The following is a 25,321-nucleotide window of genomic DNA, read 5'->3' on the forward strand; positions in this document are numbered from 1 at the left end:
GTTGTGACGTGTGGTAGTTGTAGGCTGTCTGGTGTGGAGGAGACGGTGCGGTACACGTACCGGTTGCGCCCTGGCGCGACGGCGGTAGCCGCGCTGATATCCGAGTGGGGCCGGTGCCGCTGGCTGTGGAACGAAGCCGTCCACCAGCAGAAATCCGGCAACAAGCCGACGTTCGGCAAACTGTCGAAGCTCCTCACCGAGGCGCGGGCCCGTTCGGCATGGCTGCGCGAGGGTTCGCAGGTCGCCCAGCAGCAGACACTGCGCGCCTACGCGCTGGCGTTGCGGCAGTCGTTCACGGTCAAGGGACGCGGACGGCCGACAGTCAAGCGGCGGAGGAACACCCTGCCCAGCCTGGAATACACCGTGCGTGGTTTCTCGATCCGTGACGGGCGGCTGCGCCTGGCCGGCGGTATCGACATCCCGGTGGTCTGGTCCCGCGACCTGCCGTCCGCCCCGACCAGCGTCCGGGTCTACCGGGACTCTCTCGGCCACTGGTACGCCTCGTTCGTGATCCGCCGCCATATCCCGCCCGCACCCGTGCCCGAGGCTGACGCTGATGCGGCGATTGGCGTGGACTGGGGTGTCACTGTCACGGCCACCACCACCAACCCGGCATACGACCTGCCTTATGTCGGGCATCGCCGGCGGTGTGCCGCGGAGTTGGCGAAAGCACAGCGCCAGATGAGCCGCAGACGCCGCCCCCGAGGAGCCGCACCGTCGAAGGGCTACCTGCGGGCCGCCCGGCAGGCCGCGAAATGGCACAAGAAAGCGGCCCGGCAGAACACCCACGACGCCCGCCAGTGGGCCAAACGTGTCGTGGACCACCATGCGACGATCGCCATCGAAGACTTCCGACCGACGTTTCTCGCCAGGTCGACGATGGCTCGTAAGGCGGCGGACGCCGCGATCGGCGCGGCGAAGCGGGAGCTGATCGACCGTGGCCGGCGGGCGGGCCGGAAGGTGGTGTTGGTGCCGCCCGCCTACACCACGATGACCTGCTCGCAGTGCGGTACGAGAGCCAAGAACCGCCTCGGGTTGGGTGTCAGGATCTTCCGGTGCGATACGTGTGGGCATACCGCCTGTCGTGACCGGAATGCCGCGAGGACGATCCTCGCCACGGTAGAGCGTGACCGTGCTGGTGCCGACGACGTAAGACATGTGCTCACCCCCTCCCAGGGCGGTGGGTCCGTGCGGTCTGATCCAGAAATCCCCCGGCCTTCAGCCGTGGGGAAGCGTTAACGGACAGCCTCCTTGAAGTAGTTGCTGCACAAGCGCTGACGACGGGCGTCGATGACCATCCAGGTGCCCAGCACCAGCTGCCGGACGCTGCGGCCCACGTCGGCCCAGCGGTCCCGCACCCGCATCGCGCCCAGCCGTAGCCGGCCGGGGCCGGGGACCCCAGCCGGGGTCAGGTACGCCGGGCCCCGGCTGGGCAGCGACCGGGTGTGTGCGGCCGAGGAGGCCAGGGCGTACCGGCGTAGCACCTCTCGGGTCGCGGCGCGCATCATCACCGGTGCGGCTCCCCGGGCCGGACAGGCCCGGTTCGCGGTGATCCCGTACGGGATGAAGCGGGCGTCCTTGCGTTTGAGCGTCAGCCACCGGTCCGGGGCGAACCGGTCGTCGGCGGCGGCCCCGGTGCGCTGGAAGGCCAGGTAGTTGAAGAGCAGCACCGATCCGGTGGGGAGGGTCACCCCGGTGGGCAAGGTGATCGGCGCGGACGTGATCCGGTGCGCGACACCGAAGAGTGGATGCACCCGTAGCGTCTCGTCGACGACCCGGTCCAGCGCCTCATCGTCGTCGAGGCCACGCTGCAGGTCGGGATGGGTGGCGAGGGCCAGCAGCACGTGCGCCATCGCCTCGGACATCTGCACGACCGCGGTGTTGAAGAAGGCGCCCTGCAGGTACCAGGCCGTTTCCTGCGCGTCGAACGGTGGCGGCAGCGTCACCGGGCAGGTCCCCGCGTCGATCCGGTGGCGCAGGTACCTGGTCAGCCGGTCGCGCCGTTGCATGTGTCGCAGTCCGGTGCACTTCAGCGAGTTGACCACGTCTTCCGCGTTGGCGACGATCATCGCCCGCGCATCAGGCGGGCACGCCTCGTCGAAGACCAGCTCGTAGAAGACCTCGGCCCAGACCGGCATCATCAGGTCGCGCAGCCGTACGTGGTTGACCCGACCAGCCGGCAACTCGTCCAGCACCCGCCGCGTGGCGGCGGTCGCGAGCTCGTCCGAGCGTTGCTGCCGCACCGCGAGGATCCGCCTGGTCGTACCGGCCACCGTGCGGTAGCGCTCGCCGGGTTCCAAATGCTCCTGGTGCATCTGCGGCCCGGGCGCCAGCCAGTACCAGAACAGGTCCGACAGCCCGGCCCCCCGACTGCGCCCGTCGGCCGCAGGGTCCGAGTACACCCGCTCGAAATGCTCGACGCCGACGGTGGGGCCCGGCACCGGGATGCCTTCCGCGCCGTTGACCCTGGCGAAGACCCACTCGCGGAGCCGGACCACCGCCGGGGGCAGCCAACGCGGGACGGTCCAGGCCGCACCGAGCACGGCCAGGGCGATCACGACAACCGGAGCACTCATCCGCGTGCCACCGTGGCGACGAGGTCAGCGCTGAGGTCGCCCGGTCTCGTGGCACCGGCCAACGCCAGCGCCCGGTCCAGGTCGGCACGCAACAGGTCGAGCACGTGCCGTACGCCGGCGGTGCCGCCCACCCCGAGCCCCCAGAGCACCGGGCGCCCGACCAGCACGGCGGTCGCGCCGAGCGCCAGCGCCACCAGTACGTCCGTACCCCGGCGGATGCCGCCGTCGACCAACACCGGCAGCCGCCCCCCGACGGCCTCGACGACTCCGGGCAACGCGTCCAGGGTGGCGACCACGCCGTCGAGTTGCCGGCCACCGTGGTTGGAGACCAGCACACCGTCGACGCCGTGCTCGACGGCCAGCCGGGCATCGGCCGGGTGGAGCACCCCCTTGAGCAGGATCGGCAGCGTCGTAATCCCGCGCAACCAGGAGATCCGCTCCCAGCTCAGCCCGGCGTCCATCTCGATGTTCCGGACCCGGCCGCCCGCGTCACGCATGTTCTCGCAGACCAGTCCGGGTGGCAGGTCAACGAAACCGTGCCGCAGGTCGCGTTCCCGCCGGCCGAAGACGGGCGAGTCGACCGTGACGACCAGGGCCTCGCAGCCGGCGGCCTCGGCCCGCCGCACCACAGTGGTGGTGAAGCCGAGGTCCGACTGCGGGTAGAGCTGAAACCAGAGCCTCCCGCCGGCTGCGGCGATCTCCTCGACTCCCCGGGTGGCCGCCATGCTGATCACCATGACCGTGCCGGCCTCGGCGGCGGCGCGCGCGGTGGCGACCTCCCCCTCGGGGTGGGCCAGCCGGTGGAACGCGGTCGGCGCGATCAGCACCGGCATCGAGACCGGACCGCCGAGAAGCGAGATCCGTAGGTCGCGTTCGCCCACACCGCGCAGCACCCGAGGCACGATCCCACGCCTCGTGAAGGCCTCCTCGTTGGCGCGGACCGTCCGTTCTTCGCCGGCTCCGCCAGCGAAGAAGTCCCAGTGCGCCGGGTCCAGGCGACGCCGTGCACCGGTTGCCAGGTCGGCCAGGTTCAGCCCCGCCTCGTCCAGCGTGAGCATCTCAACCCTCGACACCGGTAAGGCAGCGGTCGAGGAACGCGGCCAGCGGCGCCACGTGGACCTCCGGCCGATCCCAACGGTTTTCCAGGTTCTCCGCCAGGTGGTGGGTGGCCACGGTCCGCCCCGCGCGGTGGTAGCGAACGACCGGATGCAGGTACGCGGCATCGTGGGCCTGGCCGACGACGTCCTGCGCCACCCGGCTGACCGTGATGTCGAACGGGTCCACCTGGTCGTGCTCGGGGCCGTACTCGAGGGTGACGACAAAGGCGTGCGCGTAGTCGTGGTCGGGTGTGTGCAGGCCGGTCTGGGCGAAGTAGTCGACCGGTACCTCCTCGTGGTAGCGGGCGTCCGCCCCGGCGAGACCGGTCAGACCGGCCTGCTGCTGACCGGCCACGGTGACCACGTCAGCGAGGACGCCGAACTGCTGCCACAGGGCCGAGGTGCGGTTGACCCGGGCGACGACCGCATCGGCGATCGACTCCGCGGTCGCGTCCAGCTTCTCGGCCGGCCACGGCGTCTCCCCGTACCGTCGCTCAAGGATCTTGTGGAGCGCCCGTACGGCGTAGCGGAAGCCGTGGATGAAGCCGTTGGTGGAGCGTTTGAAGTCCCGTTCCTGGGAGAGCGTCCCGGCGAAGTACATGCCGGGCACGTTCACCGATTCCCACTCCGGGGTCTGGGCCGGGAACCGGTCTGAGATCGCGAGGGTCGGACGGCAGGTGTCATCGAAGATCGACGGGTCGAAGGCAAAACCGGTGCAGGCGAGCACCCGGTCGTACCACAGTTCCTTGATGACCTCGTTCGCGCGGGAGAACGAGAACGTCACCTTGAAGCCGGTGCCGTCGCGCTCGATCCTCCTGATGTCGCCGTCGAGGATCGCGTTCGCCGACTTGAGCTGGTACGTGTCCAGGAAGTTGTTGTTCACCGCGCGCAGGTGCCCGACGTAGTGGGTGCGCCAGGCCATCCGGATCGAGCTGGGCCCGGCGAGGTGGATCAGCGTGGTGGTCTCCATCAGGTTGTCGGCGGTCTCGAACGCGGAGTTGCCCTTGCCGATGATCAGCACCTTCTGGTCGAGGTAGTCACGCGGGTCGACGGACATGTCCGCGTACTGCTCGGCCAGCTCCAGGCCCGGAATCGGCGGCTCGTACGGCCTCGAGACGCCGGTGGCGACGATCAGGCGCCGGGCCCGGAACGTCTCACCGGCCGTCCGCACCTCGAAGATCCCGTCCACCTTGCCGACCGATGTCACCCGGGAGCCGTACCGCACCTTCACCCCGGTCTTCGCGGCAAAGTCCGCCAGGTATCGGACCATCACATCGGCGTCCGGGAAGTACCGCTCGGTGTAGCTGGTGAACCGCAGCGCCGGGTCGTCGCTGAGCAGCGAGTTCCAGTCCAGCCGCAGGTTCAGCTCCGGGTCGTCGGAGCCGGTGTGCGGCTTGTTGATGGAGATCAGTTGCCGGTGGCGGGGGAAGGTGGCAAAGAACGCCCCCGGTATGTCCGCGCCCTCCAGCACCAGATAGTCGCGGTTACCGTCGGCCTCCAACAGGGCGGCGAGTTGGAGCCCGGCTGGCCCGGCTCCAATGATCAGGTAATCAAGCGTCACGGCGGCCACCCCAGGGAAGAGAAGTTACGAGCGTTTCGATGACATCGGCGGCGCGCTGCACGTCACCGTCCAGCGGCCGGTCCGGGTCGACCGGAGGTACGGCCGCGACCAGCGCCGCCAGCACCTCGGCGCAGCCGGGCGCGGTCGGGGTACGCGCGCCGACGTACGCGGCCTGGCGCAGCCCCAACGCGAGCGACCCGACGATCAGGTGCAGCAGCCGGGCCTGGTCCAGCGCCCGCAGGGCGGCCTGGGTGCCAAGCGGGATGACATCCTGGTTGTGCAGGTTGGTCGGCAGGCTCTGCATGCTCGCGGGCATGGCGTCCCGGCGGATCTCGGCGATCAGGGCGGTCGACGCCAGTTGCACGCCCTGTAGTCCGTGCTGCTGTCCCGGGCCGGCGGCGAGCATCGGCGGCAGGCCGCCGTTGCGGTGCGGGTCGACGAGTAGGTCGAGTTGCCGTTCGGCGAGGTTGCCGACCTGCGCCACGACCATCGACAGCAGGTCGGCGGCGAACGCGGCCGGCTGCCCGAAGAAGTTGCCGCCGTGTACGACGAGGTCGTCGTCGGGAAAGAACAACGGGTTGTCACTGACGCTGCCGAGGTCGGTCGCGACGACGGCGTCGACGTAGCGCAGGGCATCCTCGGCCGCGCCGAGCAGTTGCGGCGAGCACCGGATGCTGTACGGCTCCTGTAGTGGGCGTTTGCCGGACGGGACGAGCCCGTCGCTGACCCGCCGCATCTGCGCGCCCACGTCGATCGCACCCGGATGGCCGTACGCGCGCAGGAGCCGGGCATCGAGGAACTGCGGGTCACTGCCGAGCAGATCGGCGAGCAGACAGGTGAGCACCTGGACCGCCCGGTGCGAGGCGCGTACCGCGCCCAGCGCGAGCGCGGTCGCCGCCGTGGTCAGCGACGTTCCGTTGACCAGGGCCAGGGCATCCCGACCGTCCAGCGGCAGCGGTTCGAGACCGGCCCGTTCCAGCGCCTCGGCCGCCGGCATCCGTACCCCGTCCAGATAGGCGTGTCCCCGGCCACGTAACGCCTGGGCGGCCGCGCCCAGCGGGATCAGGTCACCGCTGGCCCCGACCGAACCCAGCCGCGGCACCGCGGGGACGAACGTGGTCGCGAGCATCGCCGCGAGAGCGTCGATGACGTGCGGGGACACCCCCGACGCACCACGGGCCAGCGACCAGGCCCGGACCAGCATGGTCGCGCGGACGACCTCGGGTGCGATGTCCGGGCCGTGGCCCGCGCCGAGGTGGGCGAGCGTGTTGTCGGCCTGGTCGCGCAGGTCGGCCCGACCCGCGTACCCCACGAGGGCACCGAAGCCGGTGGTGCTGCCGTACACCGCTCGGTCGTCGCCGAGCACCTCGGACAGGAAGATGCGGGCGGTCGCGACCCGGTCGCGGACCTCCGGTCCGACCACGACCCGGACCGGGTCGCGGGCGGAACTCAGGTCGGCGATCCGCAGCGGGGCCGCGAGGTCTACCTCTGTCGTCATGCGACCGGACCCTAGAGACGGATTCTCAGAACGTTCTGAGATCAGGCCGTTAGGTTTTCGCCGCATGACGCTCGACTACCTGATCATCGGAGCCGGACCGGCCGGGCTCCAGCTCGCCGCCCTGCTGGAGCGCGACGGTCGCGACTATCTGGTCCTGGAGGCCGGCCCGGCACCGGGCACGTTCTTCACCACCTATCCGCGGCATCGGCAGCTGATCTCGATCAACAAGATCTGGACCGGTTCCGACGATCCGGAGTTCAACCTGCGCGCGGACTGGAACTCGCTGCTCACCGACGACTCAGCGCTGCTGTTCAAGAACTACAGTCAGCGTTACTTCCCGGACGCGGGCGACCTGGTGCGATACCTCGCTGACTTCGCCCACGGCCTGCGGATCAGGTACGGCACCACGGTCACCCAGGTCGCGCGGGACGGCGAACTGTTCACCATCACCGCCAGCACCGACGGCGACGGCGACGGCGACACCGTGACCGCCCGCCGGGTCATCGTCGCCACCGGCGTCTCCCAGCTGTACGTTCCGCCGATCGAGGGCGCGGCGCTCGCCGAGCGGTACGACACCGTCAGCGTCGATCCGGACGACTTCACCAACCAGCGCGTCCTCATTGTCGGCAAGGGCAACTCGGCCTTCGAGACCGCCGACGCCCTTGTCGAGACCGCTGCGGTCATCCATGTCGCCGGCCCACACTCGATCAAGATGGCCTGGCAGTCGCACTATGTCGGACACCTGCGCGCGGTGAACAACAACTTCCTGGACACGTACCAGCTCAAGTCGCAGAACGCGGTGCTCGACGGCACCGTCGAACGGATTGCCCGACGCGACGACGGCGGCTACCGGATCGACTTCCGGTACGCCCGGTCCGTCGAGTCCATCCGGCAGATCGACTACGACCGGGTCATCCTCTGCACCGGCTTCCGGTTCGACGCGAGCATCTTCGACCCGTCAGCCAGGCCGCGCCTGGTCATCAACGACCGCTTTCCCGAGCAGACCTCGGCGTACGAGTCGGTGAACGTACCCGGCCTGTACTTCGCCGGCACACTCACGCAGCAACGCGACTTCAAGCGCTCGACCAGCGGATTCATCCACGGTTTCCGGTACGGCGTGCGTGCCCTACACCGGATCCTGAACGCCCGCCACCACGACACCCCGTGGCCGTCCACCGCACTCGACGGCACCCCGGAGGCGATCACCGACGCGATCATCGCCCGGATCAACCGGACCTCGGCGCTGTGGCAGCAGTTCGCCGTCCTCGGCGACGTCGTCACCATCGCCGGCGACGCCGCGCTCTATCACGAGGAAGTGCCGGTCAGCTACCTGCGCGACGGCGGCCTCGGCCCCGAGCCGTTCGCCTTCGTGATCACCCTGGAGTACGGCCCGGACCACGACCAGGTCGACCCCTTCGACGTCACGATCCCCCGGATCGCCGAGAACGACGCCGCGCACGCCCACGACGCCAGCTACCTGCACCCCGTCGTACGGGTCCACCGGGGCGGCCGGGTCGTCGCCACCCACCACCTGGCGGAGAACCTGGAGAACGACTGGAACCTGCCCGCCGTGCACCAACAGCCACTCGCGCACTTCATCAAGGGCGTCCTGTCCGATGCCGACTGAGGTCTGGCCGCAACCCCTGCTGGACCTGCTCGCCACCGGCGGTGACCGGCCGGTCTTCGAGGACGGCGACCGGGTGGTCCGCGCCGCCGAGATGTCCGGGCTGGTCCGCCGCGTCGCCGCCGGGCTGCGCGCCGCCGGGGTCCGACCCGGTACCGGGGTGGCGCTGCGGCTCGGCATCACCCCGGAGGCCTTCGCAGCGACCATCGCCGCGTTCGCCGTCGGTGCCCGGGTCTCCGGGATCCGCACCGACCTGCCGCCGGCGCACCTCACCCACCTGCTCGGCAGTGACCAGGCACTGCTCGTCGACGACGCGCGCCTCGCCGAACTGGTGCAGACCCCCGACGACGGAAGCACGCTGGTCGCCGCCGGGCGTCCGAGCGATGCCGCGCGGATCATCTGGACCAGCGGCAGCACCGGCAACCCCAAGGGCTGCGTCCAGACGTACGCGGCGATGAGCGCGGCCTGGGCCCCGTACCCGAACCGCTGGCCTCCCGCGATCGCCGACCTCGCCACGCGACTGCAACGCTATCTCGTCTTCGGCTCGCTGAGCAGCCAGGTGATGCTGGAGTACGGCATCCTCACCCTGACCGCAGGCGGCACTCTCGTCGCCGCCCGCCCCCCGGGTTTTCCCGACATGCTCGCCCGGCACCGAGCGACCGCAAGTGTGATCACCGTCGGCAAGCTGCAACAACTCGTCCACGACCAGCGCACGGACCCGGCCGACTTGAGCAGTCTGCGGGCCCTCATGGTCTCCGGCTCCCCGCTCACGCCGAGCCGGCTCGCCGAAGCGCTCGATGTGCTCGGCCCAGTGATCTTCCACGGCTACGGCCAGACCGAAACCGGCATGATCACGATGATGACCCCGGCCGAGATGCTGGCGTCTCCGGCCGCGCTTTCCTCGGTGGGCCGACCGCCCGCCGTCACCGATCTGTCCATTCGGGACGCGGCAGGCCGCCCCGCCACCCAGGGTGAGCTCTTTGTGCGGACACCGGCACAAGCCACCGCCTACTGGGCGGACCCGGCCGAAACCGCCGACGTCTTCGCCGACGGCTGGGTACGCACCCGCGACCTGGCCCGACTGGACACCGACGGCTACCTGCACCTGCTGGGCCGGGTACGAGACATCATCATCGTCAACGCCAACGTGGTGTACGCCGGTCCGATCGAACGAGTTCTCGCCGCTGACCCTGAGGTCGCGGAGGCATACGTCATCGGCCTCCCCGATGACGTCACCGGGGAGGCGGTGCACGCGTACGTGGTGCCGACTCCCGGTCACTGTTTAGATGCCGTACGCCTGCGTGCTCTGGTGGTGGAGGCGCTGGGAGAGGCCGCAGCCCCGCAGACGATTCGGCCGATCGATCGGGTTCCGGTGGGGCCGAGCGGTAAGCCGGACAAGCGCGCACTGACAGTCCGAACGCAACCTCCCCTATAACTCCCTATCTGCGTTCCTATAGGGAATGTTAGGGTCTGCGCCATGACTGATCTGTCGATCTACAAGTCCGAGGCCGGTCAGCGTGAGATTCAGCGGCGCTACCGGGAGGCGCTGGGCACCTGGCCGGTCCCGGCTGAGCACGTACGGGTGCCGACCCGGCAGGGCGAGACCTTCGTCGTCGTCTCCGGCCCGGCCGACGCACCGCCGCTCCTGCTGCTGCACGGCTCGGGGGCGAACACGGCGATGTGGCAGGGCGACATCACCTCCTGGTCGCGACACTTCCGCGTCTACGCTCTCGACCTCATCGGCGAGCCCGGCCTGAGTGCACCGTCCCGCCCGCCGCTGGACTCCGAGGCGTACGTGCGATGGCTGGACGACGTGCTGGCGGGCTCCGGCGTCACGGACGTCTCCATCGTCGGCACCTCGCTGGGTGGCTGGATGGCGCTGGACTACGCCACCCGCCGGCCGGACCGGGTCACTCGCCTGGCCCTGTTGTGCCCCGGCGGCGTCGGCCGACAGAAGCTGGGCTGGCTGGTCACGCACCTGCTCCTGCAACCGCTCGGCCAGTGGGGGAAACGGCGGTCGGTCGCCGCCGTGGCCGGCCTGTCCGCACCGCAGTTCCGAGCCGCCCTCGACGCCGTGACGCTGACCTTCACCCACTTCAAACCCCGCACCGAGCGGCTGCCGATCTTCTCCGACAAGGCACTGGGCCGGCTGACCATGCCCGTACTGGTGATGGCCGGCGACCGGGACGCGATGTTCGACTCGGCGGAGACCATCCAACGTGTACGCCGCTGCGTCCCACACGCGACCGTGAAACTCCTGCCCGGGGTCGGGCATGCCATCCTCGGCCAGACCGAAACCGTCCTGACCTTCCTGCACAGCTGACCTGTCAGGGCGCTCGTCAGCCCCTCCCCTATCGCGAAAGCTCGAACCAATAGCGCCGGGCGGGACCGAACCTGGTGTCCTGGACACTCTCGAAGATTCCACCGCAGCGCTCGATCGTCCTCGCTGAGGCGACATTGTCGACCGCACAGACGGCCAGCAGCCGGTCCATGCCTAACGCTCGCGCCTCGTGGAGCATCTGACCGAGCGCCCAGACGGCCAGCCCGCGCCGGCGCGCGGACGGGCGGATGCCGTAACCGATGTGGCCGGCCCACAGAACGAAGTCGTCGCTATGGTGCCGTAGTGCGATCCCGCCGAGCACGCGATCGTCTTCGACGATCCATCGATAGCTACACCGACGTTTGCCGACGTCGATCGTCTCCGTCGGATCCGACCCGCCCGCGAGCCTCGCCACCCAGGCCGCGAACCCAGCTGGCGAGTCCACGTTGTCGGACGGGATCAGTCCGAAGCCGTCCTCGTGTAATCCGGGCCCCCACTCCGTATGCGCTTCGAGCCAGGCGTTGTGCAAGCGGACGGTAGGTGCGACCAACTCGGGCACGCGCCGAGGATACCCGCCCCGGGGACGGATGCGATCAGTCCAGCTTCGCCTGGCTGTAGCCCTCCTCGTTGAAGGGTTCGGTAGGCAGCAGCAAGGGACGATCAGTCAACGCGGTAATGGTGAAGTCCGGGACCATGCCCGTGCCAACGTCGATTGGTGGTTTCAGGTCACCGTGCCCGCCGGGCAGTTTGAAGGTCAGTTGGAAGCCCGAACGTGCCGACCCGCTGTCATCGAAAGCGAGTTCGGTGTAGGCGGCGCTACCAGGATTGATGACGAGCTGTCGCGAGCCGGGGTCGGGCGCGAACCTGCCGTAGTGCCGCACCGGGCCACCATCCAGTTGGACGGGCTTACCGGAGCGATCGCTGATGGCGAGGTCGAGGTAGCCGGACAAAGCACAGGGGCGGTCACCGGTGTTGGTCACCGCCAACGTCACGCCTTCGAAGGCACCGGAGTCGTGGCGGCGAGCGTCAGAGTCGGGTACCTGCCGCATCTTCATCTCTGCCGCCGCGCACGACACCACTCCGGCCTGTGCGCCTCCTGCGCTGGTAGCGTCCCTCGGCTCTGGCTGTGCCGACGTACATCCCGCGACCAGCACCAGCGCCACGCCCGCAACGACTGCAGCAATTCGCGTGCTCATCATGCTGATCACCCCACTGCCCGGAAGGGAAAGACTGCTGTGGTCCGCTCCTCGCGGTTGTAGTCGCGACTCATCACGCCCACGGGCCATGGCACGAATACCCATCCGTCTACGCCGGCAAAGGTGACCACTGCCCAGGTTGGCGACCACGAACTGAGTCCGGACGGCTCGTGGTACCGGATCCCCCCGTATGCGCGGCCGCCCGCAGCAAGCTTCAGGGAGCCTGTCGGTGTAGGCTTCGGAAGCTGCCAACTGGGACCCTGGAGCGCCTCGTTCGGCCCGAACAGCTGGATCTGCGGATCGCTGGGCAGGACACATTCCCCAGCGCCGGCATTGACGACATCCAGTCGGACGTACGAGTACGGACCAAGCTTCTCGCGCGGCCAGTTTGACGCGTGATCAGACTTGATCGTGATTTTCAACGAGGCTGGTTGACATGCTCCCGAGGCACTTGCCGACCCGGGCGCGTTGATCACCGCTGCGCACAGCACCGCGACTATCGGCGCAGCAATCCTCCGATGCCATTTCATGTTTCTCCTCAGTGTTGTCTACAGAGCAGAACGGGCGACATCGGGCCTGGGTTCAGCCGGCCGATCTGCCGGCCACGCGCGGCCGCGAACTCCACAGCGGACGTTCACCTCACGCCCACCGCGCCCGTCGATGAAGCGCACATCGCACAGATTGGCACCATTACCGGCCCAGCTCAAGCGCATGAGCGCTCTGATCAAGCCGTGACAACCCCTGCCTGAGCCAGCTCCCCACTGCGGAGAAGTCCGCTTCAGTCAGGCCCACGTACGGGTCAACCCGATGCAGCAGCGCCCGCCCCGGGTGGTGCGCGACGACCCATTGCCGGTCGACGTCCGTCAGCTCGTCGTCCAGCCAGACGAATGGGCGGCCCGCCGCCCGTTGAATGAGAACAGGGGTTTTCCAGTGCAGACCGTGCTTCGGCTCCTCATCGTCGTCCGACCACTCGACGACGGGCAGGTGCGGAAGCCCGAGCCGTGGCGAGATGACCTCGTTCGCCTCCGCCATCCAGGTCGTCGCCCAGACCAACTGGCCGCCCAACGCCAAGAGCCTGCGCCCGTCATCCGGATCGAGTCGGTCCAGCAGAGGCTTGCCGGTATCGCTCAGCGGCGGCACGACGGAACCGACCGAGGTACGTGTCCGGCCAACCGGCCGGGCTTTGAACGGGATCAACGGCCCGTCCACATCAAGGAAAATCAAGAAGCGGTTGGCAAGGCCGGGAATCACCATCGAACCGTATCGTGTGCCCATCGCCCATGGGCACACCATGAGCCATTTTCATCGTGACCGTGCTGGTCGGCGGCGTCAAAGCAGGGGTGAAATCGACATAGGTCGAGACTCTTGGTGCGGCCATAGTCAACCGATAAAGACAAGGCCGACGCAGGGACTTGAAGCCGGTGGCAATGCACCAAGGATCGAAGTACGACGCCCGCCTGGGCACCTTCCGGCCAGACGCCACTAGGCGGGGACCAGTGCCGTAGCATGGCGGCCCGGCAGACTTCGATGAGCATGATGGAAACGAGGCAGATACATGGACTTGAAGCCGGTGGTGATGTACCGGGAAATGTATCTGGACCGGTATCAGGACCTGCCCTCGCTGTGGACAGCGGAAACCGGAGTGACGGAGCCGGACCGAGCCCGGGTCCTGGACTACATGCACAGCGTGCGGGCTGTGCTCGATGCGATGGGGTCGGTGCCCGATCTCTTCGCCGACGGCGAGTGGATCCAGGGCGGATCATCGCTGTATTCCGACGGGATATGGGTCTGGCGCGAGGATTCGATGAAATATCTGGCTGAGCAGCCGCTGACACTACCTGCCGAGTTCGTCGGACACATTCGCGGGCACGACTACGCTCCACCCGCGTTCGATGATACGGACCCCGCTTTCGATGCAGCGTTTCTGGCCTACTTCTGACAACCGGAACTATCCGGAAGGACAAGTTTGTGTTGTTGGTGGATGTAGATGACTCGGAGTTCAGTACGGTCGGAGACCGACTTTTCTATCGCGGCGAGCCGTTTACTGGGGAAACCAGTGAGTCGCTTTCCAACATAACCGAGATCGAGACGATCTCGTACGAGGGTGGCTATCGCGAAGGATCCTGCCACGGCTGGCACCCGAACGGCACCCAACGATACTCAGGCGTCTTCGGTGGCGGTCGCAAGGTTGACGTCTGGCGATACTGGTCGGCGGAAGATCAACTCGTCCAAGAGGACGTGTTCGACCCCAGCGGAGGGCTTCGACATCGCAAACGTTGGGACGATACAGGCGTGCTCGTCGAGGACTTCGACGCTGCTGCCCTTGCGAAACCCGTGCTCCAGGGCGCGGTCAAGCGGAATGATGCTCGTCTCGAATACGACGTTATGTGGCATGCGGGCCGACCGTTCACCGGTCAGACCGTCACGTACTTCTACGACGGAGGGCCGATCATCCACCTTGAGTGGTTTGTTGACGGTTACTCCAACGGTCCCGAGCTCGGCTGGCACGGTGACGGCGCCCGCCGCGACGCCGGTCTGGTCGAGCGTAACCGCCCCATCGGACTCTGGCTGGACTGGTATCAGAACGGCAGCCTGAAGCACGAGCGCGTCTTCGATGCGGGTGGTGCCCTCAGACTCCGACAGGAATGGAACGAAACCGGCGAGCTTGTCGCCGGCGGCAGCTGCATACCTCCGCCTGCGGACGAGCTACCACGGATCGCGACGACCGATGACGAGCTCATCCGGGACGAGGTGAGCGGGCGGCTCCACCATCGCGGCAGCCCGTTCACCGGACGTCTGGAGACCCGGGCGAATGGCGTACTGGCCCGGTTCCAGGACTACCGGGACGGCTATCCCAACGGACTGTCCGTGGAATACGACCAGGGGCGGGAACGTCGCAAAGGGGTTGCCGATGCGAACGGCCCAATCGGCTGCTGGTACGAATACCGGCCCGACGGCCGGATCAGTCGCGAAGCGTGCTACGACCGTCAGCAGCGGCTGCTGCTGGACCGGCACTGGGATGAGGAGGGCGTCCTCGTTCGACCGGCGAGCGGGCTCGCACTACTCGACAACGACACCAACGCACCCGGGAGGGCAGACAAGTGAGGCCGTGGCGGACGATGCCGCCGGCAGACGTGGTCGAGGTGGCAACGCGACTACGTGCACTGGACTGGTCCTGGCAGATGGTGGACGCACCAAAGATTTCCACGGCATTCGGTTGGGACACGATTTCGAGCAGGCCGCGACGCCTCATTCTCGACACCGGGCTCGGCCCGGACAGTGGCAACATCCAAGCCAAGAACGGCCAGGTGGTACGCATCGAGGTGCAGGTCACCGACTTCGCCGACGCAGCAACCCAACACCGAGTAGCCGAAGCCTTCGAGGCCGTGGCCGAAGCCATGAGCGAGAAGTTCGGTGTCCCCACCGCAGCGCAGTCGGGACCTCCTGCCCAACTCCGGTGGGCAGGACCGGAAACCACCCTACTGCTGAATCGGCTCACGGCTTCGGTGTGGGTGGCCTTGGTAACCAATGCGCGGCTCGCCGCGGACGACCGCAACATCGAGCTGGAAGAACAGGGTTTGCTGTGACCGGCTGGGCTGATCTGGCCGAGAACCTGGCGATGGAACTCTGGACTGTGCCTGACACCTCGTACCTGGTCATCAGCGAAAACCATCCGGCTGCCACGTCGACAACTGGTGGGTGGAGTGCGAGTGGCCCGTCCGCCAGGAGGACTATCGTCGAGTTGCGGCCATGGCAGTTACCGGGCTACGTGACGGATTCCGGATCGCCGGCCCGAGCAACCTGTCATACAAGGGCTGGATCGCCCAGATGGGCAACTTCCCCCTACTCCTTCCGTCGCTGGGGCTGCCCGAAACTGAGTGAGTCCGCCGGGTACGCCCCACGCGGTCGCCGCAGAAGAGTGTGCCCGACGCGACCGGTGTAGGGGCGTACCCGAAGGTCGAGGCTCAGTCGCGGGTGGCTACGTCCGCGACAAAGGCCCGCCAGGCGGCGGGGCCGAAGACCAGCACCGGGCCGGTACGGTCCTTGCTGTCCCGTACGCCGACCACATCCGACAGGTTGTCGGCCACCTCCACGCAGGCCCCACCGCTGCCGTTGCTCCGCGTGCTCTTGCGCCACCGTGCGCCGGTCAGGTCCATGTCTCTGCCACCTCTGCCATCAACTCAAGGGACTGCTGGTGTGACAGGGCCAGGCTCCGGATGGTCTCCCACAGTTGGATCGCCAGTTGCACATCGTCCCGGCGGTCGAAGGTCTGACCGTGGAGCTGACCCTCCACATAGACGGTATCCTCTCCGACCGGCGAGGTGGCGATCACGAACGGCCCGTTGAGCCCGGGATAGACCCCGGCCGACCACGGCGCGACGTGGATGCGCACCCGGGGCAGCGACTCGCCGAGCTTGACCAGGTGGCGCAACTGTTCGCGCATCACGTCCGGCCCGCCGACGCAGCGCCGCAGCACGAACTCATCGATGACCACGGTGAGCACCGGCGGCTTCGCCCGGGTGAGGATCTCCTGCCGCTCGATCCGCGTCGCGACCTGCTGCTCGACCTCCTCGTCGGAGAGCAGTCCGACCCCGGAGAGGATGGTGCGCATGTAGGCCTCGGTCTGCAACAGACCCGGCACGAACATCGACTCGAACCAGCGCAGCGCCAGGGCCTCCTGTTCGATGCCGACCCACTCCCGGAACCAGGGCACCACGCTGTCCCGGCTGAGCCGCCGCTGGATCCGCGCGAAGACGCCGTTGGTGCCGAGCACCACGTCGCAACGCCGCGCGAAGTCGGGACTGGGACGACGGTCCCCCGTCTCCACCTTCGCCACCATGCCACTCGAATAGTTGATGGCTTCGGCGAGTTGGATCTGCGACATTCCCGCAGCCCCACGGGCAACCTTCAATTCTTCACCGAAGAGTTCGAGCATGGGCGACTTATTCACGGACAACCTCCGGACAACTGGCAGACCGACGCTAGAGATCTACAAACGCGCTGGTGGCGACACCTACACATCGGACAGTAGTGCTGCGGGCACCGAAATGCATCAATCAATCGCGGCGCCTGCCGATATTCGCGACGGCTCGCAAAAAATGATCTCTAATTGCCGCACAAAACGGCATCGGTCCGTTGCTCGCGCTTATCGGGGTGCGGATTCCGTGGCGGTGAGATGAGCCCCCGACCGGGTGAACCTCGTCTCGTCGGGAACTTCCCCGCCGCTCGGGCCGACCAACAGGCAGCACGTCCCCTGCAAGGAACGGAGAGCATCGTGTCGCACCTGGTCACCCGCCGGGCAGCCGTCGCCCGTACGACTCTGGCGGTGGTCGCCGCCCTGGCCGTCGGCGGCGTCGGCGGCTGCGGCACGGAGGACCCGCCGTCGAACACCCAGCCCAGTGCGACCGCCTCGACGAGCGCGGCGACCAGCGGCGTCACCGTACGGGATCCGTGGGCGAAGGCCGCCGACACCGGCATGACGGCCGTCTTCGGCACCCTGGTCAACAACGGCCCGGCGGACATCACGATCACCGGTGCCACTTCCCCACTCTCCCCCATCGAACTGCACGAGATGGCGATGGAATCCGGCAAGATGGTCATGCGGCAGAAAACCGGCGGGCTCACCATCAAGGCGAAGAGCAGTCACCCGCTGGAGCCGGGCGGCGACCATCTGATGCTGATGAAGCTCGCCAAGCCGGTCCAGGCCGGTGACGAGGTGACCATCACCCTGACCCTGGCCGACGGCGGCAGCATCCCGTTCACGGCCGTCGCCAAGCCGTTCGCGGGCGCGCAGGAAAGCTACGCCCCCGGCACACACGAAAGCCACCCGGCATGACCGACCAGCGGTCACCCCGTCGACTGAACCGACGTCATCTGCTCACCAGCGGCGCCGTGGCCGGCGGGGCCGTCCTCGGTGGCGCGGTCGGCGCGACACTCACCCGGGACCCGGCGCAGCCGGCACCGACCCCGGTCACCGCAGACACCACCATCGGTACGGCTATCGAGCCGTTCCACGGCCCCCGGCAGGCCGGGATCGCCACCGCGCCGCAGGCGCACGCCTCGTTCGTCGCGTTCACGCTGCGTCCGAAGACCGACCGGGCGGCCCTGGTCCGGCTGATGCGGCTGCTCACCGACGATGCCGCCCGGTTGACCCAGGGGCAACCCGCCCTGGCCGACACCGAGCAGGAACTGGCCCTGCTGCCGGCCCGGCTCACCGTCACCTTCGGTTTCGGTCCCGGGTTCTACCGCGCCGCCGGGCTCGACCAGCGCCGGCCGGCGTCCGTGGCCGACCTGCCGTCGTTCGGCATCGACCGGCTGCAACCGCGCTGGTCCGGTGGCGACCTGCTGATCCAGATCTGCGCCGACGACCCGGTCACCGTGGCGCACGCCCAACGGATGCTGGTCAAGGACGCCCGACCCTTCGGCACCGTCCGCTGGACCCAGCTCGGCTTCCGGCGCAGCCGGGGCGTACAGGGCGAGACAGCCACCCAGCACAACCTGCTCGGACAGTTGGACGGCACCACCAACCCGAAGCTCGGCACCGACGCGTTCGAGCAGGCGGTCTGGGTGTCGGACGACCCGTCCTGGCTGCGGAACGGCACCACCCTGGTGCTCCGCCGGATCACCACCGAACTGGAGACCTGGGACCTGCTCGGTCGTACGGACAAGGAACAGGCGCTGGGCCGGCGGCTCGACACCGGTGCCCCGCTCACCGGGCAGGCCGAGCACGATCCACCGGACTTCACCGCCACCGACGAGCACGGGTTCACCGTCATCCCCGACTTCTCCCACGTCGCGCGGGCCCACGTCACCGACGACCGGCTGCGCATCCTACGCCGGACCTACAACTACGACGGGGTGCCGGACGCCGACGGTCGGTCCGACAGTGGCCTGATCTTCGCGTCGTACCAGGCCGACATCGAGCGGCAGTTCCTGCCGATCCAGCGCCGGTTGGCCGAACGGGACCTGCTGAACGAGTGGACCACCCCGATCGGCTCGGCCGTCTTCGCCATCCCGCCCGGGTGTGCCCTGGGCGGCTGGATCGGCGAACAGCTCCTCACCTGAGCCGGACCAGCCCACCGTCCGACCCAGCCCACCGTCCGACCTGCCCGTCACCCGACAGCCCGCTGCCGTCATCTGACTTTGGAGTCGCCCGCAGATGCCCACCTCACCGCCACTGCCCGTACGGCTGCGTCGCGCGGCCGGTGCCGCGCCGATCGCCGTACTCGGCGTCATCCTCGTCGCGGTAATCGTCGCCGCATCCGTCGTGCTGCTGCCGGCCGGACCGGCCGCCGCGCACAACTCGCTGCGCTCGGCGACCCCGGAACGGGAGGCCACGCTCACCGCCCCGCCCACCGAGGTGGTACTCGAATTCGCACAATCACTGAACCCGGCCTACACCACGATCGTGGTCACCGACGCCGCCCGGCAGCGGGTGGCCACCAGCGAACCAGTGGTCACCGGCACCCGGGGCAGCGTGACCTTCACCGAGCCGCTGACCGACGGCGGTTACACCGTCGCCTATCGGGTGGTCTCCGCCGACGGGCATCCGGTGCAGGGCTCGTACCCGTTCACCGTTGGCCAGGCGTCGGGGAGCACTCCGTCGCCGAACGCCGCAGCGAGCACCCCGGCCACCCCGGCCGGGATCGCCGAGGCAGCCGGCCCGGACAGCGACGACAACGGGGGTGTCAGCGGTTGGCTGATCGCCGCTGGCACGGTTGCCCTGGTCGTGCTGCTCGCCGGTACCGGATACCTGCTGTGGCGTCGACGCCCCGCACGCCGATGACCCGGCCCGCTCCCCCACCGAACCGGCTCGCCCACCCCTGGTGGTACGCGATCGGGGGTCTGGCCGGCGCGGTCCTGGCCGCGACCGCACTGCTCTGGTACGGCGGCGGCATCAGCCGCGCGGACCTGCCCGGCCTGCCCGACCCCGGGATCGTCACCACCTGGGCGTTGCCGGCGGCCCGACTCGGCACCCAGGTCTGCGCGGTGGCGACCGTCGGGCTGCTGTTGGCGGCGGTCCTGCTGTCGCCCCGGGAGGCGGGCGGCCTGTCGGCGGTGGGCTATCGGCGGTTACGGGCCGCCGGCTGGACCGCGCTGGCCTGGTGCCTGTCGGCCCTGCTCACCCTCGGCTACACCCTCTCCGACCTGCTCGGTCAGCCGGTCAGCCAGGCGGCCACCCTGTCCGCGCTGATCAACTTCGCGGTCTCGGTCAACCTCGGCCAGGCGCTCGGCCTCTCCGCAGTGCTCGCCGCCGCGGTCTTCGTGACCTGCCGGGTCAGCCTGCGCCCGACCGGGGCCACCATCGCACTGGGGCTGGCGCTCCTCGCCGTCGTACCGCCGGTCTTCACCGGGCACACCACCGGGGCCGGTAACCACCAACTCGCCGTCTCCAGTCTGCTGCTGCACGTCGTACCGGTGACCCTCTGGGCGGGTGGGCTGCTCGCCCTCGCGATGACCGGCCACCGAGGCAGCGGGGCGGGCGCTGGCATCAGCACTGGCACCGCGCATCTCGCCACCGCCGTACGCCGGTTCTCGGTGCTGGCGACGGTGTGCCTGATCGCGGTCGCCGGCTCCGGCCTGCTCTCCGCCCTGACCCGGCTGCCCGGCGGCCTCGCCGACCTGGCCACCAGCCGGTACGGCCAGCTCGTCCTGGTCAAGACCGGACTGCTCGCCGTCCTGGCGGTGGTCGGCGGATGGCAACGGTTCCGGGCGCTCCCGGCGCTGCGCGACGGTGACCGTCGCCGCTTCGCCCGGGTCACTGCCGTGGAGATCGGGCTGTTCGGGCTCGCCATCGGCGCGGCGGTCGCCCTGTCCCGCACCCCCACCCCGAACGGCGAACTCGTCGAGGAGGACCTGGCTACCACGCTGCTCGGCTTCCCGATGCCGGGACCGTTGAGCGTCGGCGCGGTGCTCAGTGACTGGCTGCCCGATCCGCTGTTCATCGTCGCGGCACTGGCGGCCGCCGGCCTCTACCTGGCCGGGGTGTGGCGACTGCACCGACGCGGAGACCGCTGGCCGGCGGCCCGCACCTTCGCCTTCCTCGGCGGCTGCGCGGTGCTCCTGGTGGCGACCTCCAGCGGGCTGGCCCGCTACGGAATGGTGCTCTTCTCCGTACACATGGGGCAGCACCTCCTGGTCGCGATGCTGGCACCGATCCTGCTGGCCCTCTCCGGGCCGGTCACCCTCGCCCTACGCGCGTTCCGCAAGGCCGACGACCCGGCCTGGCCAGGGCCGCGCGAATGGTTGCAGGGTTCGCTGCGGCTGCGCATCGTGAAGGTGTTGGCGCATCCGATAGTCGCGCTGGTCCACTACGTCGCCGCCATGTACCTGATGTACTTCACCGGGCTGTACGAGTTCGCCCTGCGCTCACACGCCGCCCACCTGGCGATGATGCTGCACTTCTTCATGGCCGGCTACCTGTTCTTCTGGGTCGTGATCGGTGTCGACCCGGCCCCTCGGCCACGGCCCACCCCACCGCTGCGGATGGTGCTGGTGCTGTTGGCGATGGTCCTGCACGCCTTCCTCGGGGTCGCCATCATGCAGGCCACCACGCTGCTGGCCGCCGACTGGTTCACCGCGTTGCCCCGGGACTGGGGGCCCAGCCCGTTGGAGGACCAGCGGACCGCAGGCGGCATCGCCTGGTCGTTCGGGGAGATCCCCACCCTGTTCGTGGTCGGTGCGCTCCTGGTGCAGTGGATCCGCGCGGATGAGCGGGAACAGCGGCGACTGGACCGGGCTGCCGACCGGGCCGCCGCCGAGGGGCGGGAGGAGGAGGCGCTGGCCGCGTACAACGCCATGCTCGCCCGGCTCGCCGAACGCGACTCCGCCGAGCGGCGCTGACCGCCGGCCGACTGGTCAAAAAGGTCGAGGAGGTCGTTCGGACTCACCGGGTCATGCTGGTCTCGCGCTCGATCCGAGACAGCTTCTCCGGATTGCGCACGACATACAGTCCGCTCACCAAACCATCGGCGAGCCGTACCGCCACCACGTCGTCGATTTCGCCGTCGAGCCGGATGATCAGAGCCGGCCCACCGTTGATCTGCACCGGCTCGACCGACATCCGGCCGGCGACCTTGGGCAGTCCCTTGGACAGCAGGCGAGCCACCCGATCGGCTCCGACAATCGGCCGCACTACGGCCTGCACGAGGCCGCCACCGTCGGCCAGGAGAACGACGTCCGGCGCGAGAGTGTTCAGCAGATCCTGCAGGTCGCCCGTTTCGACCGCCCGCTGGAACGCCTCAAGTGCGCGGTGGGCTTCGGCTGTGGAGACCACCCCACGCGGTCGGCGGGCGGCGACGTGTGCCCGTGCCCGATGCAGAATCTGCCGGACCGCCGCCGGGCTCTTGTCGACGGCTTCGGCGATTTCGTCGTACTCCAGCTCGAACACCTCGCGCAGCACGAAGACCGCCCGTTCGGTCGGGGTCAGCGTCTCCAGCACCAGGAGCATCGCCATCGAGACGCTGTCGGCCAGCTCGACGTCCTCGGCCACATCGGGCGCGGTGAGCAGCGGCTCGGGCAGCCAGGGGCCGACGTAGGACTCCTTGCGCCGGCCGAGCGTACGCAGCCGGCTCAGCGCCTGGCGAGCGGTGATCCGGACCAGGTAGGCGCGCTGGTCCCGGACCGCATCGAGGTCGACGTTCGCCCACCGTAACCAGGTTTCCTGGAGGACGTCCTCGGCGTCGGCGGCCGAGCCGAGCATCTCGTAGGCGACGGTGAACAGCAGATTGCGATGGGCGACGAACACCTCGGTGGCGAGGTCCATGTGCCCGCCATGGGCGAGTGGCTTGGCGGTGTCCACTGATCTCTCGTCCATGATCGGCTCCCGCTCGTTCGCTCTCGACTGTGCTCCCCCACGAGACGCCGGTCTCCGTTCCGTTGTGACATCCAGGCAGGGTGGCGTGGGCCACATCGGCGCGCTGTCACAAGGATCGGGTGGCCGACATCTTGTGTTCGTCCAGTGCAGCAGCACACCGCGCCACGAGTGAGGACGCAGCCATGGAAGCCCGATTCAACCTGTTCGACAGCCCGACGGCCGTGAAGGTCGCCAAGCGGCTCTACAGCATTTCCCAGGTTATGGAGCAGTCGACGCTACCGAAGTCCACCCAGGAGTTGGTGAGCCTGCGGGCCAGCCAGATCAACGGCTGCGGTTGGTGCGTCGACATCCACATCAAGGACGCCACGGCCGCCGGCGAGACCGCGCTCCGGCTCAACCTGGTCGCCGTCTGGCGCGAGACCACCGTGTTCACCGAGGCCGAGCGGGCCGCACTGGCATTCACTGAGGAAGGTACCCGGCTCGCCGACGCCCACCACGGCGTGTCCGACGAGACCTGGGCCGAGGTGCGCAAGCACTACGACGACGACCAGACCGGCACGCTCATCTGTCTGGTCGCCCTGATCAACGCGGCCAACCGACTCGCCGTGATCGCCCAGCAGAAGGGCGGGTCCTACGAGCCCGGCAAGTTCTCCGACATCTTGAACTGATCAGCCCGCAGTTCCGGCCCGGATCCGACCGGATCCGGGCCGGAATCGGGCCGGAATCGGGCCGGAATCGGCGTACGCCTCGCCGGAGCCGGGCTGATCAGCCGAACCCCCGGAGCCGGGCCGGTCAGCCGAGCGCCTGGGCCAGGTCGGCCCGCAGGTCGTCGGGGTCCTCCAGGCCGATGGAGAGCCGGAGAATGTCGGCACCCGGTCGAGCCGACTCGGCCACCGGGCGGTGGGTCAGCGCCGCCGGGTGCTGGATCAGCGAGTCGACCCCGCCGAGGGAGACCGCGTGGGTGAACAGTTCGACCCGGTTGGTGACCTGCACGGCGTGCGGGTAGCCGCCGGCGAGTTGGATGGCCAGCATCGCCCCGCAGCCGCGCATCTGCCGGCCGACCAGACCCGCCGGGTCACGGTCCGGCACACCCGGATAGAAGACCTGACGTACGGCGGGATGGCTCTGCAACCAGGCCACCAGCTTCTCAGCAGAACTTTGCTGGGCGCGAACCCGGATGGGCAGCGTGGTAAGGCCCCGGTGCAGCAGATAGCCGGCCAGCGGGTGCAGCAATGCCCCGGTCACCGCCCGGACCCGACGCAGGGCGGCGGCCCATACGGCGCTACCCGCGACGACACCACCGACCACGTCACCGTGCCCGCCGAGATACTTTGTGGCGCTGTGCAGCACCAGGCTCGCCCCGTGCGCGGCGGGATTCTGTAGCACCGGGGTGGCGAACGTGTTGTCCACCAGTACCGGTCGGCCGGCGGCGGCCTCGACGACCGCGCCGATGTCCACCAGCTCCAGGGTGGGATTCGCCGGGGTCTCCACCAGCACCAGGCAGGTGTCGGGGCGGATCGCGGTCGCCACCTGCGCCGCGGTGCAGTACGTGACCTCGGCACCGAGCAGCCCGGAGGCGAGCAGGTGGTCCGTGCCACCGTAGAGCGGACGGACCGCCACGACGTGACTCCCGCCGGTCTCCGCCTTGGCGGCGAGCAGGGTCGCGGTCATCGCGGCCATGCCGGAGGAGAACGCCACCGCTTCCTCGGTGCCCTCCAGCTGGGCCAGGGCCGACTCGAACCGGGCCACTGTCGGGTTCCACAGTCGGGCGTAGACGTGACCGCCGCCGTCGACCGGGTGCCCGCCGCCGGCCATCGACTCGTACGACGCACCGCCCAGCTCGATGTCCGGCAGCGGACTGGTCGAGGAGAGATCCAGGGGCGGTACGTGTACCCCCAGGTCGGACAGATCCGCCCGACCGGCGTGCACCGCCAACGAGTCGAATGAAAGATTCGCGCTGCTCACGGCATGATGGTGCAAGAGGCTGCAACGCAGGGCAATGATGAGGAAAGATTCCTCGGCAGAATCGACAATATTGGCAGAATCATGGAGGTGAGTTCGGTGCCGCGCGTGGCCAAACCGAGGAATCCGCAACCTACCCGGGCCGGGAATCCGCAGCCGGCTCCGACCGTCGGGCTGGACGACACGGACCTCGCCATCCTCACCGAACTGGCGGCCGATGGGCGGCTCACCAACACCGCATTGGCCTCCCGGGTGGGAATCGCCGAATCGACCTGCGTCCACCGGGTCCGGGCGTTACGCGACAGCGGCGTCATCGCCGGCTTCCACGCCCAGCTCAGCCTGCCCGCCCTCGGCTATCCACTCCAGGCCGTGATCCGGGTACGGCTGGGCAGCCACAACCGGGAGCACGTCCGCAGCTTCCACGCCATCCTCACCGACATCCCCGGCGTCCTCACCGCGTTCCACATCGCTGGCGCGGACGACTATCTGGTGCACGTGGCGGTCGATTCCCCAGAGGCGCTCCGCGACCTCGTCCTGGAGCACATCACCGTGCATCCCGCCGTACGCCAGGCGGAGACCCATCTCGTCTTCGAGGTGCTGGCCGGGCGGGGTGTCCTGCCCCCGCCCGGCCCGCGCAACAGTCGCCGGGCCTGACCTTCGGGCCTTCCCCG

24 protein-coding genes and 2 pseudogenes are annotated in these 25,321 nt (G+C 68.9%); 14 read left to right on the top strand and 12 right to left on the bottom strand.

Going from position 1 to position 25,321, the window contains the following annotated elements; translation table 11 throughout:
- Positions 1-33 precede the first annotated feature (33 nt).
- Positions 34-1,239, top strand: a complete 1,206-nt coding sequence (locus ACWDV4_RS12660) for an RNA-guided endonuclease InsQ/TnpB family protein (protein WP_449977520.1) — start codon at positions 34-36, stop codon at positions 1,237-1,239.
- Here the strand turns inward: ACWDV4_RS12660 and ACWDV4_RS12665 are convergent.
- The 4 genes from ACWDV4_RS12665 to ACWDV4_RS12680 are packed head-to-tail and all read right to left on the bottom strand — an operon-like array spanning position 1,236 to position 6,732.
- Positions 1,236-2,576 carry a cytochrome P450 gene (locus ACWDV4_RS12665; RefSeq protein WP_449977523.1) on the bottom strand — a complete coding sequence of 447 codons (1,341 nt, stop codon included), beginning with the start codon at positions 2,574-2,576 and terminating at the stop codon, positions 1,236-1,238. The genes ACWDV4_RS12660 and ACWDV4_RS12665 overlap by 4 nt on opposite strands.
- Positions 2,573-3,634: an alpha-hydroxy acid oxidase gene (locus ACWDV4_RS12670; RefSeq protein ID WP_449977525.1), complete on the bottom strand. Its 1,062-nt coding sequence runs from the start codon at positions 3,632-3,634 to the stop codon at positions 2,573-2,575. Before ACWDV4_RS12670 ends, ACWDV4_RS12665 begins: the two co-directional genes overlap by 4 nt.
- Position 3,635: 1 nt before the next feature.
- On the bottom strand, positions 3,636-5,234 hold the full coding sequence (locus ACWDV4_RS12675) for an NAD(P)-binding domain-containing protein (RefSeq protein ID WP_449977528.1): 1,599 nt from the start codon (positions 5,232-5,234) through the stop codon (positions 3,636-3,638).
- Positions 5,224-6,732: an aromatic amino acid ammonia-lyase gene (locus ACWDV4_RS12680; RefSeq protein WP_449977531.1), complete on the bottom strand. Its 1,509-nt coding sequence runs from the start codon at positions 6,730-6,732 to the stop codon at positions 5,224-5,226. The genes ACWDV4_RS12675 and ACWDV4_RS12680 overlap by 11 nt, the downstream gene beginning before the upstream one ends.
- Positions 6,733-6,796: 64 nt before the next feature.
- On the opposite strand from ACWDV4_RS12680, the gene ACWDV4_RS12685 reads away from it, so the two are divergent.
- From ACWDV4_RS12685 to ACWDV4_RS12695, 3 genes are read left to right on the top strand one after another with little or no spacing between them, the layout of a single operon-like run.
- Complete coding sequence (locus tag ACWDV4_RS12685) at positions 6,797-8,359, top strand: NAD(P)-binding domain-containing protein (RefSeq protein WP_449977533.1); 1,563 nt, start codon at positions 6,797-6,799, stop codon at positions 8,357-8,359.
- Positions 8,349-9,791: a class I adenylate-forming enzyme family protein gene (locus ACWDV4_RS12690; protein WP_449977535.1), complete on the top strand. Its 1,443-nt coding sequence runs from the start codon at positions 8,349-8,351 to the stop codon at positions 9,789-9,791. The genes ACWDV4_RS12685 and ACWDV4_RS12690 overlap by 11 nt, the downstream gene beginning before the upstream one ends.
- Positions 9,792-9,833: 42 nt before the next feature.
- A complete protein-coding gene (locus ACWDV4_RS12695) occupies positions 9,834-10,679 on the top strand; it encodes an alpha/beta fold hydrolase (RefSeq protein ID WP_449977537.1) in 846 nt (281 codons plus the stop codon).
- Positions 10,680-10,707: 28 nt separating this feature from the next.
- On the opposite strand, the gene ACWDV4_RS12700 is transcribed toward ACWDV4_RS12695, so the two are convergent.
- From ACWDV4_RS12700 to ACWDV4_RS12715, 4 genes and pseudogenes are all read right to left on the bottom strand, one after another.
- Positions 10,708-11,235: a GNAT family N-acetyltransferase gene (locus tag ACWDV4_RS12700; protein WP_449977540.1), complete on the bottom strand. Its 528-nt coding sequence runs from the start codon at positions 11,233-11,235 to the stop codon at positions 10,708-10,710.
- Positions 11,236-11,269: 34 nt separating this feature from the next.
- A complete protein-coding gene (locus tag ACWDV4_RS12705; protein WP_449977543.1) occupies positions 11,270-12,022 on the bottom strand; it encodes a DUF4232 domain-containing protein in 753 nt (250 codons plus the stop codon).
- A 14-nt stretch (positions 12,023-12,036) separates the two neighbouring features.
- Positions 12,037-12,402: pseudogene (locus ACWDV4_RS12710) on the bottom strand (DUF4232 domain-containing protein); the annotation flags it as partial.
- A 160-nt stretch (positions 12,403-12,562) separates the two neighbouring features.
- Positions 12,563-13,126: an HAD domain-containing protein gene (locus ACWDV4_RS12715; protein WP_449977546.1), complete on the bottom strand. Its 564-nt coding sequence runs from the start codon at positions 13,124-13,126 to the stop codon at positions 12,563-12,565.
- Positions 13,127-13,427: 301 nt separating this feature from the next.
- Here ACWDV4_RS12715 and ACWDV4_RS12720 point away from each other — a divergent pair, with 301 nt between their 5' ends.
- From ACWDV4_RS12720 to ACWDV4_RS12735, 4 genes and pseudogenes are all read left to right on the top strand, one after another.
- Complete coding sequence (locus tag ACWDV4_RS12720) at positions 13,428-13,811, top strand: hypothetical protein (protein WP_449977549.1); 384 nt, start codon at positions 13,428-13,430, stop codon at positions 13,809-13,811.
- A 353-nt stretch (positions 13,812-14,164) separates the two neighbouring features.
- Positions 14,165-14,977, top strand: a complete 813-nt coding sequence (locus ACWDV4_RS12725; RefSeq protein ID WP_449977552.1) for a hypothetical protein — start codon at positions 14,165-14,167, stop codon at positions 14,975-14,977.
- Positions 14,978-14,991: 14 nt separating this feature from the next.
- Positions 14,992-15,459, top strand: a complete 468-nt coding sequence (locus ACWDV4_RS12730) for a DUF6301 family protein (RefSeq protein ID WP_449977555.1) — start codon at positions 14,992-14,994, stop codon at positions 15,457-15,459.
- An 88-nt stretch (positions 15,460-15,547) separates the two neighbouring features.
- Positions 15,548-15,754: pseudogene (locus tag ACWDV4_RS12735) on the top strand (TY-Chap domain-containing protein); the annotation flags it as partial.
- An 83-nt stretch (positions 15,755-15,837) separates the two neighbouring features.
- Here ACWDV4_RS12735 and ACWDV4_RS12740 read toward each other — a convergent pair.
- Positions 15,838-16,029 carry a DUF397 domain-containing protein gene (locus ACWDV4_RS12740; RefSeq protein ID WP_449977558.1) on the bottom strand — a complete coding sequence of 64 codons (192 nt, stop codon included), beginning with the start codon at positions 16,027-16,029 and terminating at the stop codon, positions 15,838-15,840.
- A complete protein-coding gene (locus ACWDV4_RS12745) occupies positions 16,020-16,823 on the bottom strand; it encodes a helix-turn-helix domain-containing protein (RefSeq protein ID WP_449977560.1) in 804 nt (267 codons plus the stop codon). Before ACWDV4_RS12745 ends, ACWDV4_RS12740 begins: the two co-directional genes overlap by 10 nt.
- Positions 16,824-17,144: 321 nt before the next feature.
- Here ACWDV4_RS12745 and ACWDV4_RS12750 point away from each other — a divergent pair, with 321 nt between their 5' ends.
- The 4 genes from ACWDV4_RS12750 (at position 17,145) to ACWDV4_RS12765 (ending at position 21,715) form a co-directional block, all read left to right on the top strand.
- Positions 17,145-17,708, top strand: a complete 564-nt coding sequence (locus ACWDV4_RS12750; RefSeq protein ID WP_449977763.1) for a copper chaperone PCu(A)C — start codon at positions 17,145-17,147, stop codon at positions 17,706-17,708.
- Positions 17,705-18,937, top strand: a complete 1,233-nt coding sequence (locus tag ACWDV4_RS12755; RefSeq protein WP_449977563.1) for a Dyp-type peroxidase — start codon at positions 17,705-17,707, stop codon at positions 18,935-18,937. Before ACWDV4_RS12750 ends, ACWDV4_RS12755 begins: the two co-directional genes overlap by 4 nt.
- Positions 18,938-19,031: 94 nt before the next feature.
- Positions 19,032-19,658, top strand: a complete 627-nt coding sequence (locus tag ACWDV4_RS12760; RefSeq protein ID WP_449977566.1) for a copper resistance CopC family protein — start codon at positions 19,032-19,034, stop codon at positions 19,656-19,658.
- The gene (locus ACWDV4_RS12765; protein ID WP_449977569.1) at positions 19,631-21,715 is read left to right on the top strand and encodes a cytochrome c oxidase assembly protein; all 2,085 of its coding nucleotides are present in this window, start codon (positions 19,631-19,633) and stop codon (positions 21,713-21,715) included. The genes ACWDV4_RS12760 and ACWDV4_RS12765 overlap by 28 nt, the downstream gene beginning before the upstream one ends.
- Positions 21,716-21,758: 43 nt before the next feature.
- On the opposite strand, the gene ACWDV4_RS12770 is transcribed toward ACWDV4_RS12765, so the two are convergent.
- Positions 21,759-22,688, bottom strand: coding sequence for an RNA polymerase sigma-70 factor (locus ACWDV4_RS12770; RefSeq protein WP_449977572.1), 930 nt, complete (start codon positions 22,686-22,688; stop codon positions 21,759-21,761).
- A 182-nt stretch (positions 22,689-22,870) separates the two neighbouring features.
- On the opposite strand from ACWDV4_RS12770, the gene ACWDV4_RS12775 reads away from it, so the two are divergent.
- Positions 22,871-23,356, top strand: coding sequence for a carboxymuconolactone decarboxylase family protein (locus ACWDV4_RS12775; RefSeq protein WP_449977575.1), 486 nt, complete (start codon positions 22,871-22,873; stop codon positions 23,354-23,356).
- A gap of 124 nt (positions 23,357-23,480) precedes the next feature.
- Here the strand turns inward: ACWDV4_RS12775 and ACWDV4_RS12780 are convergent, their stop codons facing one another.
- Positions 23,481-24,653: a trans-sulfuration enzyme family protein gene (locus ACWDV4_RS12780; RefSeq protein WP_449977578.1), complete on the bottom strand. Its 1,173-nt coding sequence runs from the start codon at positions 24,651-24,653 to the stop codon at positions 23,481-23,483.
- An 87-nt stretch (positions 24,654-24,740) separates the two neighbouring features.
- Here ACWDV4_RS12780 and ACWDV4_RS12785 point away from each other — a divergent pair, with 87 nt between their 5' ends.
- Positions 24,741-25,304: an Lrp/AsnC family transcriptional regulator gene (locus ACWDV4_RS12785; RefSeq protein WP_449977580.1), complete on the top strand. Its 564-nt coding sequence runs from the start codon at positions 24,741-24,743 to the stop codon at positions 25,302-25,304.
- Positions 25,305-25,321 lie beyond the last annotated feature (17 nt).

The organism is Micromonospora sp. NPDC003197 (assembly GCF_053590565.1).